This is a genomic window from Halomonas salipaludis (assembly GCF_002286975.1).
GTDB classification, from domain to species: domain Bacteria; phylum Pseudomonadota; class Gammaproteobacteria; order Pseudomonadales; family Halomonadaceae; genus Franzmannia; species Franzmannia salipaludis.
This window is the reverse complement of sequence record NZ_NSKB01000016.1, coordinates 24,786-37,523: the sequence shown is the minus strand read 5'-3', so window position 1 is coordinate 37,523 and position 12,738 is coordinate 24,786. Positions and strand designations below refer to the sequence as shown.

Annotated in this window: 12 protein-coding genes; 3 read left to right on the top strand and 9 right to left on the bottom strand. The window is 55.7% G+C overall.

What is annotated here, in order from left to right:
• On the bottom strand, positions 1-381 hold a 381-nt coding region (locus CK498_RS24625; protein ID WP_095623490.1), incomplete at its 3' end, for a recombinase family protein.
• Between the two features lie 454 nt (positions 382-835).
• Positions 836-1,354, bottom strand: a complete 519-nt coding sequence (locus CK498_RS24620; protein WP_217987856.1) for a flavin reductase — start codon at positions 1,352-1,354, stop codon at positions 836-838.
• Between the two features lie 122 nt (positions 1,355-1,476).
• Here CK498_RS24620 and CK498_RS24615 point away from each other — a divergent pair, with 122 nt between their 5' ends.
• Positions 1,477-1,764 carry a transposase gene (locus CK498_RS24615; protein ID WP_217987855.1) on the top strand — a complete coding sequence of 96 codons (288 nt, stop codon included), beginning with the start codon at positions 1,477-1,479 and terminating at the stop codon, positions 1,762-1,764.
• Positions 1,765-2,200: 436 nt separating this feature from the next.
• Here the strand turns inward: CK498_RS24615 and CK498_RS24610 are convergent, their stop codons facing one another.
• The 5 genes from CK498_RS24610 to CK498_RS24590 all read right to left on the bottom strand — a co-directional run bounded on the left by CK498_RS24610 (position 2,201) and on the right by CK498_RS24590 (position 9,018).
• Positions 2,201-3,205: a TAXI family TRAP transporter solute-binding subunit gene (locus tag CK498_RS24610; RefSeq protein ID WP_095623489.1), complete on the bottom strand. Its 1,005-nt coding sequence runs from the start codon at positions 3,203-3,205 to the stop codon at positions 2,201-2,203.
• Between the two features lie 46 nt (positions 3,206-3,251).
• Entirely contained in the window at positions 3,252-5,153 is a 1,902-nt protein-coding gene (locus CK498_RS24605; RefSeq protein ID WP_095623488.1) for a TRAP transporter permease, read from the bottom strand.
• Between the two features lie 97 nt (positions 5,154-5,250).
• Positions 5,251-6,807, bottom strand: coding sequence for a UxaA family hydrolase (locus tag CK498_RS24600; protein WP_217987854.1), 1,557 nt, complete (start codon positions 6,805-6,807; stop codon positions 5,251-5,253).
• A 69-nt stretch (positions 6,808-6,876) separates the two neighbouring features.
• Positions 6,877-8,325, bottom strand: coding sequence for an FAD-dependent oxidoreductase (locus CK498_RS24595; protein WP_095623487.1), 1,449 nt, complete (start codon positions 8,323-8,325; stop codon positions 6,877-6,879).
• 18 nt (positions 8,326-8,343) lie between these two features.
• Complete coding sequence (locus tag CK498_RS24590) at positions 8,344-9,018, bottom strand: GntR family transcriptional regulator (RefSeq protein WP_095623491.1); 675 nt, start codon at positions 9,016-9,018, stop codon at positions 8,344-8,346.
• A gap of 329 nt (positions 9,019-9,347) precedes the next feature.
• Between CK498_RS24590 and istA the strand changes: the two genes are divergently transcribed.
• Entirely contained in the window at positions 9,348-10,886 is a 1,539-nt protein-coding gene (istA, locus tag CK498_RS24585) for an IS21 family transposase (RefSeq protein ID WP_141247018.1), read from the top strand.
• Positions 10,887-10,902: 16 nt separating this feature from the next.
• Positions 10,903-11,658, top strand: a complete 756-nt coding sequence (gene istB / locus CK498_RS24580) for an IS21-like element helper ATPase IstB (protein WP_095623485.1) — start codon at positions 10,903-10,905, stop codon at positions 11,656-11,658.
• A gap of 4 nt (positions 11,659-11,662) precedes the next feature.
• Here istB and CK498_RS24575 read toward each other — a convergent pair whose 3' ends face one another.
• Together CK498_RS24575 and CK498_RS24570 are read right to left on the bottom strand one after the other, a co-directional pair.
• On the bottom strand, positions 11,663-11,941 hold the full coding sequence (locus CK498_RS24575; protein WP_176475902.1) for a hypothetical protein: 279 nt from the start codon (positions 11,939-11,941) through the stop codon (positions 11,663-11,665).
• 197 nt (positions 11,942-12,138) lie between these two features.
• Positions 12,139-12,714, bottom strand: coding sequence for a winged helix-turn-helix transcriptional regulator (locus tag CK498_RS24570; RefSeq protein WP_141247017.1), 576 nt, complete (start codon positions 12,712-12,714; stop codon positions 12,139-12,141).
• Between the last annotated feature and the right edge of the window lie 24 nt (positions 12,715-12,738).

Sequence of the window (12,738 nt, the reverse complement as noted above, 5' to 3'; positions counted from 1 at the left end):
TCCCGCCTTGGTGCGATCACGGATCAGGTCGCGCTCGAACTGCCCCAGGGCACCGAACACATGGAATATCAGTCGCCCACCCGGCGTGGTGGTATCGATGGCTTCGGTCAGCGACCGGAATCCGACACCACGCGCCTCCAGGGTGCTGACCACCTCGATCAGATGCGGCAGTGAGCGTCCCAGTCGATCCAGCCGCCACACGACCAGCACATCCCCGTCACGTAGAAACTCTAGAGCGGCCGTCAGGCCGGGGCGTTCCGCCTTGGCGCCGGAGACGGTGTCATCAAAGATCCGCTCGCATCCTTCCTTGAGCAGCGCATCCATCTGCAAGGCGGCGTCCTGCTCCGCCGTCGAGACCCGCGCATAGCCGATCAGCGCCATTGACCGCCCCTTTTGTCCGTTAATTCGTCCGTCTATCTTATTGTCCGAAAACCCATCAAACAAGCCTATTTTCGGACATTGTCCGGATTGGCCGTCTAACGATCGTTTTCCGGACAAGGCTGTATCGTACATGAGCGTTCTTAACAATTCCGGGGTCATGCATAGGATTGCTGACACGGCTCGTTCACAAGTCCGCTGCCCACCGAGCGGTCCGCCCGATGGGCTGGTGCAGCCGTCTTCTGAAAATAACCATCTGCCGGCCGTCCACCAAGATCGTGTCGGTATACTGGGCTAGGAAGCTAGCCGGCTCGGCCTCGAAAGCTTGGATTCATAGAATAACCGCAGCAGTGCGCCAGGCAAGGCCTGGCGCACTCAAAGTAGTTGACGTTGCATACTCCTAAGACAGTGATCTTGCCGTCCGTCCGCCGTCGAGTATCGTGCAGCATGCGTCGAATCACGACAGTGCCGCCGGCACCGGCAGGGCGTGATAATCTCGGCCGAAATAGATCAGGGCGGATGTCGGTTCGTTCATGCGGATACGCACGACGTCGCAGACCATGACGTCATGGGTCGCCACTTCCAAGATCTGGCGGATCCAGGTGTCGATGCTGGCAAGCGAATCAGCGAGTGCGGGGGCCCCCGTGTCGGTCGCCTCCCATTGTGCCGAGGCAAACCGCGCGGCGGTATCCTCGCGGGTGGCGCCGGCGAACTTGTCGGCCAGGAATCTCTGCTTTTCGCCCAGGATGTTGACACAGAGCGCGCCGTTGGTGCGAAAAATTGCATTCTGCGCACTGCCTCGGTTCATGCACACCAGAATGCTGGGTGGGTTGTCGCTCAGGCTACAGACGGCGGTGGCGGTGAAACCGCCGCGCCCTGCGATGCCATCGGTGGTGATGACGTTCACTGCCGCGCCAAGGCGTGCCATTGCCGCGCGGAAAAGCGTTCCCTCGTCGCTCATGTCGATACCTTTCATGAAGATGTGTGTTCCAGATGGGCTTGGCGAGCGAATGCCTCAGGCTCCCAGTAGTCGAGCGAGGATGCCAACTTGCCGTCCTCGCCCAGTGCCAAGGCGAAGGCTCCACGAAGCTCGATCGGTTGGCCGATGCCGTCGAACGGGCCGAGCCGGCCTTCGAGATGACCCTCCCATTCATATACGATCAGCAGGCTCTTGCCTGCGGAAATGCGCTCGCGCTCCGTGCCCGACAAGAGCTTGACGTACTGAGCCGTCTGACCCTGGGACAGGCCGTCTCCTTCGCGACCCGCGAAGGTCAGGTCTTCGGTCGAGTGATCAAGATCAACTGCAAGACGGTCGTCGTACAGTCGGAAGACAACCGCCAGTGGAAGGTCTCGGTGGGACTGATCCAGCCATTACGGGGTGTGTAATGCAAGCGGTACCTGAGACGCCTGGAAATGACCGGTTACGGCGACGGTCTTCAGCAGTGAGATGACGATAGCAATGGAGCGTGGCAACATGATACCTGATGGGTCAGGTGTTGCACTTGGTCATTGAGACCGCCTTCCATAAAGCGTCAGACTATCGAGATCGCGCTTTACTTTATGTAGCCAACCACATATGACATTCCTATCTCTTGGCCGAGAATGAAGTTTTCCTGTGACCGCATCACAACGGACCAACTTAAAGTATCCCCCGGCTAATCCGGGGGTTAGCTCTTAGCTTAGGCGAATTCCTCCTGGAAAACGAAGGCTAGTGGCGGAACTCTCTTACTGAGGTCACCTCGAGCCTCGAGAAAATCAACGTATATTGTTCGCACCACCCGCCAATCAGCAATCCCAACAGAATTCCGCCATTTCGTAAAAACTACTTCAGTCCAAGTTCTTTGTAAGCTCGTTCCGCGCCTTCATGAAGTGGAAAAACCGTCTGTGTTCCGGCCAATTCAGGATCGAAATCACTAAGCTGGGGCAAACCCTGTGTCCTCTCCGGATTTCCCAGAATGGATTTAGTAATTTTGTATACGATATCTTCTTCCATTTCTTCCCGAACGAAGACGACATGATCGTACGCTACCGTATGCAGGCCAGAGTTGAGGCTGTCATAGGCTCCAGTTGGGTGCTCATCCGATATGTAACCGTGTTCGGATGCGAGGATGTCAGCCTGTTCTTTATCGATGGCGATCCATTCCAGGTTAGGGATGGAGGCGTCTATATCTAGCATGTTTGAGTCCGGCATCGGAAGCGCGTTCACATAAACGTCGGCATGACCATCAATAAGCATTCTGGCGCCATCGGCTGTGTCCATGAAAGAGACTTCGCCCCACTCCCGTAGGTCATCGTAGCTAAGATCATAAACGTCTAATATCTTCTGCATCATCGATTCAGCGCCACTGCCTCTGCTCTTAAATACCCAATGTACATCCGGCTCGGTATCCAGGAACTCGCCAAGAGTGGAAACTCCGTCGGGTAAGACTCCAGGGCGGGCAACAATGTCGCCCCATGTTAAAGCATTGACACGCCATAATGCGCGCAAATTATTTATTCCGTCGGGAACACGGCTCGCATAATCGCCAGTGCCTGCCATAGATTGTCGTGCAAGGGGAAGAGTTGTCCAACCCATGACCCATGGTGTATCGGAATTCGATACGTTAATCGGATTCGTCATCGATCCGCCGGGCACCGGGGAAATACTCAACTCCGGAATTGCCTCTTTCAGCTGCTCTACCCACACCACGGTCGGCTCCATATAAAGCCCCCCGGCAGCTCCTGTGTGGGCGTCGATATTATAGCTTTCGCTGGCAATGCTCGGCGTTGTGAAAAAAGTAGCCACCGCGAACGATCCGATCAGAGTGCTCAATGTATATTTATTCATGGTCTCACCCTTTAAATAAAATATAAGTTAAACATGTAATGTCGAGTTAAATGGCTTTTGCTGCATCCCCCCCCTTTCGCTCTTGTTTAGATTTTCGCAACAGCTGGACAATCGTTATGAAGGCAAACCCTGTGGCCCCAACGACATCGGTGAAGAGTCCAGGCCAGAGAAGCACTATGGCAGAAATCAGCAGGGCACCGCGTAGAATCCAAGGAACCTTGGTGACGAAGTGCCCAATTGTGCACCCAGCGATAGAAATGATTCCGATCAAAGCAGTGGCCAGAGCCATTAAACCGCTTTCCAGGCTTTGATCGAAAGGATTCAGATAAATTGGATCGTATATAATGATGAAAGGAATTAAATATGCCGGTAAGGCCAGAAAAAACCCCTGAACACCTGTTTTCATAAAATCCGCTTCGGCTATGGAAGCTGCAGCAAAGCTCGTTAGACAAACTGGGGGGGTGATTAACGCAACAACCGAAAACATGAAAATAAACATGTAGGCGGTGAACGGATCAACGCCAAGTTCAGTAAGCGCAGGCGCACCGAATACAGCCGCTATGAGAAAAGCGCCTACAGGTGGCAGCCCCATGCCGAGCAGGATAGTGGTCGAAGCAACCAATATAGCAGCCACTAACAGGTGTCCTTGAGCTAAGTTTATGATCATTGCACTGATACCAAATACGGTTCCCGTTGCAGTAAGTGCGGAAACGGCAAGCCCAGCAGATAGTAAGATCGCGGTTAAAGAAACGATACGACGGATGCCCGTCTCAATAGCGTCGAGAAGAACCTTTGGTGCCATCCGCGTTGCGGGCCGTAGTACACTTAGCGCGATAACCGCTAACGTGGCCATGGTTGCCGAGAAGTAAGCGGAGTGGCGCAATATCAGCAGGTAAACAAGCAGTGCGAGCGGCAGCACCAGATGCCCGTAATCTCGCATGGTTGATATCATTGATGGCGGATTTTCGAAGCGACGGAAGAGACCGATACCGAGCCTATTTGTCTCCATGTGTACCGCTGCGTAAATCGCAAAGATGTATAGAAATGCCGGTACAAGAGCAGCGGTCGCGACATCGATATAGGAAGTACGCGAATACTGAGCAATAATGAACGCAGCAGCTCCCATGACGGGGGGGATCAATTGACCAAGGGCCGAGGAAACGGATTCTGTCGCGGCCGCAAATTGGGGGCGGAATCCGGCGCGCTGCATTAGCGGGATTGTCACAGCCCCGGTAGCGTAAACGTTAGCGACTCCACTACCACTAACGCCACCGAACATTGAACTCCCTAGAACAGCTGCCTTTGCTGGACCACCTTTGGCTCGTTTAGTTGCCGCCTCGGCGACCCGAGTAAAAAACTCCATTCCGCCGGCAGCCTGCAAAAAAGCACCGAACATAATAAACATGAAAACTTCGGCCAGAGCAAGAGAGGTAAGAGAACCATACAGACCGTTTGTAGATAGAAATAATTGCTCAAATAATGATTCAATTGCAATTCCAGGGTGGTGAAAAGTCCCAGGTAGAAAGTTACCGAAAAGGGTGTAGAGGACAATTGCTAGAATAATAATTAATAGAGTGTTTCCAGCCGTTCTGCGTGTCAACTCAAGGACAAGTAGAATCGTTCCCACCCCAAAGAACCAGTCCCCAAAAGTTACTTCATCAAGGTGCATTAGTCGAGATGAAATGCGCTCATATTCTAGATGAATATATATGGAAGATGCTGCACCAAAGAAAGCGAATATCCAATTGTACCAGCCAACGCTACCAGTATTTTTTTGCGTAGCTACTCCCGCTCCGAGAAATCCTAAGAAAAGTACGAAACTTACAAAGATAGAACGAACTATCATCGGCTCTGGCATCCCGGTCATCGCGATCCAAAAAAAATAAGTCGCCATGATAACGCATACTGCCCTAATGAGCCCCACCTTATAGCTACGGCTGTTGACCATGCATCTCTCCTCGCTGAAAGCTCAGCATGTTTCTTTACATTTTATTTTTAATAAAATTAAGAATCAGCGCTTTTTTATGGACGACTCATCAATTTTTCTACATCACAGCGCCAATGGACCATGGAACGAACTCGTTTTGCCCATAACCGTGCAATTCAGATTTCGTTTTCTCCCCCGAAGCAATGCGAAGAATTGTCTCGAATATCCTGCGCCCGGCTTCATCGACTGTCTCTTTACCGTCCAGAATGGTACCGCAGTTGATGTCTATATCTTCTTCCTGCCGCTCCCAGAGTTCAGAGTTGGTAGACAATTTAAGAGACGGTGATGGAGCGCAGCCATATGCCGAACCACGACCCGTGGTGAAGCAGACTATGTTAGCTCCGCCCGACACCATCCCAGTGACAGAGACTGGGTCATAGCCTGGCGTGTCCATGAAAACAAACCCTTTTGCAGTGATATTTTCTGCGTATTCGTAAACTTCTACCAAAGGTGTGGTTCCGCTCTTCGCCACTGCACCCAAAGATTTTTCGAGAATGGTCGTTAGGCCTCCTGCCTTGTTGCCAGGAGTGGGATTATTGTTCATCTCGCCACGGTTCCGGTTGGTATAATCCTCCCACCACCTAATGCGCTCAATCAGCTTCTCTCCCACCGACTGGGATACAGCACGGCGGGTTAGCAGGTGCTCAGCACCGTAAACCTCGGGTGTTTCAGCAAGCACAGCAGTCCCACCATGGCGAACCAGTAGGTCTACTGCGACCCCCAATGCTGGGTTCGCACTAATACCTGAGTATCCGTCCGAGCCGCCACATTCAAGGCCTAGCACAAGATGGCTTGCCGGGACAGGCTGGCGATCTACATTATTAGCGTGCACCAGCATATCCTTGACGATACCAATTCCTTTGTCGATTGTCTTCGATGTGCCGCCAGTATTCTGAATAATTAGCGAACGCACCTGACAAGTCTCAGAGAGCGACTGTGCCTCAAATAGTGTCGAAATCTGATTTGCTTCACAACCCAATCCGACGACAAGAATACCTGAAAAGTTAACATGCCGAGCATAGCCTGCCACGGTGCGCTGAAGTACCCGCATGCCTTCGCCGCCCGTGTCCATACAGCAGCCCAATCCGTGGGTTAGGGCCACCACTCCGTCGACATTCGGCACGTCACGCAATAACTCAGAAGTGAAGTGCTGCGCAATCCCACGAGCAACTGTGGCTGAGCAGTTTACTGTGGTCAGTACGCCGATATAGTTGCGTGTAGCCACACGCCCATCAGGCCGGACAATGCCGCGGAAAGTCGCAGCTTTACTCACATATTCGACCGGATTCACATCAGCACAGAAGTCATATTCCCGGGTAAACTCACCCATATCGAGATTGTGACCGTGCACATGTTCGCCAGCGCTAATATCCTGTGATGCAAAACCGATAATTTGCCCGTATCTTCGTACCGGTGCTCCCTTATTGATTGAGCTTGCTGCGACCTTGTGGCCGGACGGAATCAGGTCTCTGGTTTCGAATGATGCTTCTGGAAGTGAAAGTACTGCGCCCGAAATGATATCTGAACGAGCGATAATAACATTATCATCAGGATGTAGACGGATAAAGGGCTGCACAGTTTGCAGCTTACCCTCATTACGAAAAGGTGTAGGCATATGGCTTTCCAACTTTTAAAAAACATTAGATCACGAGACAACTTTCGCCTTCGCGTTCCCTCTAGGATTTCAGGTATTCTCGAGCTCTAGGCGCTGGCTCACTTCACCGATATCGATGCCGTGCTCAAAGAGCATGCGCTGTAGGTCACCAACGTCCAATGCTGATGGTGAGAGTTCGTTCTCCGCTGCCAGTGCTGCCGATATCCCCGCGATCTGCCCCGTGACTAGGCAGCAGTACTGGCCTCGGGTCCACATGTCGGCGTCATGTGTCACTGATAGCGCACGTCCGCTGACCGTCATACCCTCGACGTTGTTTGGCGTGAAGACGCCCCAAGGAATCTCGAACCAAGTCAAGTCAGTAGTAGCTGTTCTATATACGGGGTCGGTGGGTGCACCTTCGCCGCCGTCCGCTTTATGCCAGTCGATGCCAGCCTTCATATGCCGCCATATCCGCACCACCGAGTCCGGGTATGTACTTTGGGCAATAAGGTCTTCTTGCGGCAGTATATACGGGCCACGTACCCGGCGCGTCTCGCGCACTCCAACGGTTGGAGAAGAATCGATAACAAATGCGTTCTCGAAGCCCGGGATGTTTTCCTTGATTACTTTATAAAGCTTACGGTTCTGCAGGCGCGCTTCGGTATCGGCGCGGGAGATATCCCACGCGTTGGTACCATCTACACCGTAAACACGTGAATTATTCACCGTTACAATACCACGTTCAACGCTGATACCTTCGAACCGAAGGTAGTGAATCTCGTCAGCTAATTCGCCTGAGGCGCGCGCTCGATCGACAATATCGAAGAAGCCGGACATACGCACCAGGCCCTTATCAAGATCAAGAATATGGAAGTTAGGGTCAGCTGTGAAATTCTCTTTGGGCTGGCTACGACAGTATTCGACTGCCTTTTCCAGGTCTACCCCCCCCATTCGGAAGAGCACACTCATGGGCCGCATCTTGTTGTCCTCTTCGCGTCCCAGCACGTACTCAGCGCCGGCGGCGGCTGCGATATCGGCATCACCCGTAGCATCAACGACGGTTTTCGCTAGAATTGCCTGCCGGCCGGACTTGTTCTGGATGATCACACCCTTGATGCGATTGCCTTCCATGATAGAGTCAACCACCCAACTGTAATTCAGTACCTCAACACCGGCGTCTTTGAGCAACTCAGCGGAGAGTTCCTTTAGAGCTTCCGGGTCAAAAGGAAATGTCGGTCCCTTTATATTGCCGGCTCCGCGTTCGGCGAGAGTGATGGCGATTTCCTTGGCCACACCCGTCATGCGTGTTACTGGCACGTTCCAAGTGTTCATGATCACCGCAGTGGCGGCGCCGCCGAGAAATGCGTTTCGCTCAAGTACCATCGTTTTAGCCCCGGCACGTGCCGCACCGAGCGCAGCACCAACGCCGGATACACCACCCCCGCACACTAGTACTTCGACGTTACGAACGACCGGTGTGTTCCGGGCAGCTTCAACGATGTGCCCCTTATCAAGCTGAATTGAAGTTGGCTCGACCATTGTCTATCTCCTCAAAAATCAGGGGTTTTTTTGTAAAGAACTAGGATCAAAGTGCCGACTGAATGAACGTAATGCGGCTTCATGCGAGTGACGCACATGAATGCGTGCATGTTGTTCAGCTGCATCACCGTCACCCGATTTGATGGCATTCAGGATTGCAAGATGCTCTCGCAACGCGTCATCGCGTCGATATTGACCACCTTGAAAAGACGACCGCCGACACAACATAATCTGGTCTTTGAGTGAATCCAGAATAATGGCAAGGCGTCGATTCCTAGAGGCGTCAATAATCCTGCTATGAAACTCAGCTCCTAATTTTGTCCAAGTGTCTACATCATTTTTAGCCGCTTCATACTCATCGCATATCCGCTCAAGTTTCTCAATCTCAGCATTTGATGCATATAAGGCAGCTGCGCGTGTTGCCATACCCTCAAGGCTCTCTCGTACTTCAAAAAGCTCACGCATATCTTCGGCTGTGAATCGCGGAACGAGATATCCACGTGCCGGATTAGCTTCAACGAATCCCTCACGAGCGAGCAGCTGAAGGGCTTCACGAACAGGCGTTCGACTCATCCCAAGGTCGGTGGCTAGATGGCTTTCGAAAAGCGCCTCTCCAGGACCGTATTTTCCGCATAGGATCGCCTGCTTCGCGCAGCGATAGGCCCGTTTGACCAATCTGTTACCTTCTTTCACTAGGATAGTCTCTGTATTCACTACATATACACAATCTAGTTTTTCTATTTATTCCTGTCAAAAAGAATCTTCCTGTTAATACTAAAGTTGACCCAACATCCGGACAGAGGCTTCAGCTGTAGCCCTGAATTCAAGGAGAAGTGCGTATTCCGCGCCATCGTGACCGACCATTCCGGGCCAACGTGACCGGCCATTCCGTTTCATCGTGACCGATTTCGGCCTTTTCCTCGGAATCAGCGGTCACGTTCCCGGAATCTCACCCAACTCGCTGGAATGATTCGGACTTTTACGGCATACCCCTCCTTTTGCCTTTGCCCCTGGAGGGGGACATGCCAGCACCGAGGATTCCCATGCGAACCATCACCGAGGTGTTGCGCCTCAAGCACGACGCCGGGCTCAGCCACGAGAAGATTGCCCGGGCCTGCGGCCTTTCCAAGGGCGTGGTCAGCAAGTACATCAGCCTGGCCCAGGTGGCTGGCATCAGTTGGCCGCTGCCTGACGGTACCGATGAAGCCGCGCTGGAGGCGCGGCTGTTCCCGGCCAAGACCCCGCCGCTGCGCTTCACGGCGCCGGACTACTTCCAGGTCCACCAGGCGCTCAAGCGCAAGGGCGTGACCCTGCAGTTGCTATGGGCGGAGTACGTCGAGGTCCACGGCGACAAGGCCTACCGCTACAGTCGGTTCTGCGACCATTACCGCGCCTGGCGTGACCGTCAGCGGCGCAGCATGCGACAGGTCCACCGGGCCGGCGAGAAGCTGTTCATCGACTACTGCGGCCCGACCGTACCGATCATCAACCAGGCCACCGGCGAGGTACGCAATGCCCAGGTGTTCGTCGCCGTGATGGGGGCGTCCAGCTACACCTACGCCGAGGCCACCTGGAGCCAGGCGCTGCCCGACTGGATCGCCTCTCACCAGCGCGCCTTCCAGTTCCTGGGCGGTGTCCCCGATCTACTCGTCCCCGACAACCTGAAGAGCGCCGTGACGCGGGCGTGTCGCTACGAGAGCCAGCTCAACGCGACCTACGCCGAGATGGCGCGGCACTACCAGGTCGCGGTGCTGCCGGCGCGGCCTTACAAGCCCAAGGACAAGGCCAAGGCGGAGGCCGCCGTGCTGCTGGTGGAGCGCTGGATCCTGGCCCGCCTGCGCCACCACACCTTCTTCACGCTGGCCTCACTGAACCAGGCCATCCGCGAGCTCCTGGAGGATCTCAACCACCGACCCTTCCAGGGCCGCGAGGAGAGCCGGCGTGACCTGTTCCAAGCCATCGACCGGCCGGTGCTGCGCCCGCTGCCGGAGACGCCCTACGAGTACGCCGAGTGGCGCAAGGCCAGGCCCGGCATCGACTACCACCTCGATCTCGACAAACGCTTCTACAGCGTCCCGCACAGCCTGGTCGGCCAAGTGCTGGAGGTGCGCCTGACCCACGCCATGGTCGAGGTGTTCCACAAGGGGCAACGGGTCGCGACGCACCCGCGCCATGCCCCGGGTCGCTTCTCGACCCTGGCCGAGCACATGCCCAAGCGCCATCAGGCCCACCGCGACTGGTCGCCAAGCCGCTTCCTGGCGTGGGCCAAGGGCATCGGCGTCGCCACGCTGGAGATGACCCAGCGGCAGCTGCAGGACCGCCCCCATCCCGAGCATGGCTACCGTGCCTGCCTGGGCCTGCTGCAGCTCAGCCGGCGCTACGGCAAGGACCGCCTGGAGCAGGCCTGCGCGCATGCCTTGGCGATCCCCACCACCCGCTACGCCAGCATCGCCTCGATCCTCAAGCAGGGGCTGGATCAGCAGCCGATGCTGACGCTCCCCGAGGCGCTCGACGACCTGCCGCCCCACACCAACGTGCGCGGTGCCGAGTACTACCACTGATCCGAGGAGACGACCGATGATGACCCAGCCCCTGCTCGACACCCTGCGCCGCCTCAAGCTGACCGGCATGCATGACGCACTGGCCCACCAGCTCACCCAGCCGGACACCTACGACCTGCCGTTCGAGGATCGCCTGGGCATGCTGCTCGACCGAGAGGTCCTGCATCGCGATAACCGCCGCCTCGACCGGCTGCTGAAGGCCGCCAAGCTGCGGGTGACGGCCTGCGTCGAGGACATCGACTACCGCCATCCCCGCGGCCTAGAGCGGGGCCGCATGGCACCGCTGACGAGCGGCGAGTGGATCGGCCAGTCACTCAACCTGTGCATCACCGGCCCCACCGGGTGCGGCAAGACCTGGCTGGCCTGCGCGCTGGGCAACCAGGTCTGCCGGCAAGGCTACTCGGTGCGCTATCTCCGGGTGCCGCGCCTGTTCGAGCAGCTGCGCATCGCCCAGGGCGACGGCTCCTACGCCCGGCTGATGGGCCAGCTGCAGAAGACCGACCTGCTGATCCTCGACGACTGGGGCATGCAGAAGATGACCGCGCCGCAGCGCCAAGACCTGATGGAGGTGATCGAGGACCGACACGGCCGGGGCTCGACGCTGATCGCCAGTCAGTTGCCCATTGAGCACTGGCACGACTATATCGGCGCGGCGACGGTGGCCGATGCCATTCTGGACCGGCTGCTGCACAGCGCTCACCGCCTGACGCTCAGAGGAGAATCGATGCGCAAGAGCGCCGCCCCGCAAGCGGCAGAAGTTGACCCATCGTGACCGGTCAGCTTACAAAACCAGAGCCAGCGAGAGAGCGGTGAGCAGATCGGTCACGATCGCCGTAATGACCGGTCACGTTCGCCGGAATACGCAGCTCATACACATAAGCATTGTGCGCATTCTCGCCCTTCCCAGGGTCGGGCAGTGGCAGGTCCAGCAGTCCGCACAGGTCGCGCATGAACGACTGGAAATTGGCGCGCTCGCTGCCGGCGTTGCCCTTCCAGCGGACAACGAACTCGGTAACGGCAGCGGGATCAGCGATCGGTTTGACGGCGGCATCCATGCGTGGGACTCCCTGGCACAGCGAATTATCGTTTGCCGATATGCTACCACTCACAGCCAGCAAACTAGGCCGCTTCAAGCCCAAAGATCATGTCCGCCCTGAAGCGCCCCCCTGAAGCGCCCCCCAGCCTACGGGGTAACATAGGGCCAGCTGACCGTTTATTCTCGTCCCTGATCCGATATGGCTGGCCTATGCCATTAAGACGGCATACGCAGATCACCTGCGATGCTGTATACGTTCCGTGCTTGCCCTGGAACCAGGTAGGCCTCTTCCTCGACTTGCTTCACATGGATCAGAACACGGCTGAACAAGATGTCGAGTCCAGGGCGGATTCTGTGTCTCTGCACACCAACACGGTCGCGCAGATTGTCGTACGACACGTTGACCTCCCGGGTATCGTTCCATCTCATCGATAGAAGTTCGATGTATATCTTCAGCGCAGCTAACGCTGCCTCTCCCTTGTTTGGGATATCGACAAGGGCTTTTTTCACTCTAGCGCGAGGCACCTTCGCCCACTTGGCATCACCCACTGAAAAGCCGATCCGGTACACGTTCACATGACCACTACGCCGAACCTCGACGATCCCCTCGCCCTCTAGCCTCTTCACCCCCCTCGCGATCATCGGGCGAGAAAGACCCGTCAAGTCCATGAGTGCGCTATACGAGATCCGCGCCTCTCTATTCTCAACATCAGATTCCAACGTGATGGCCAGCAAGCATTTCAGCGCAGCGATGCTGGTTCCAGCTTCTCCTCCCCCTTTGAACCGCTTCATACCCTGGCCCTCCCGCAGCCACCA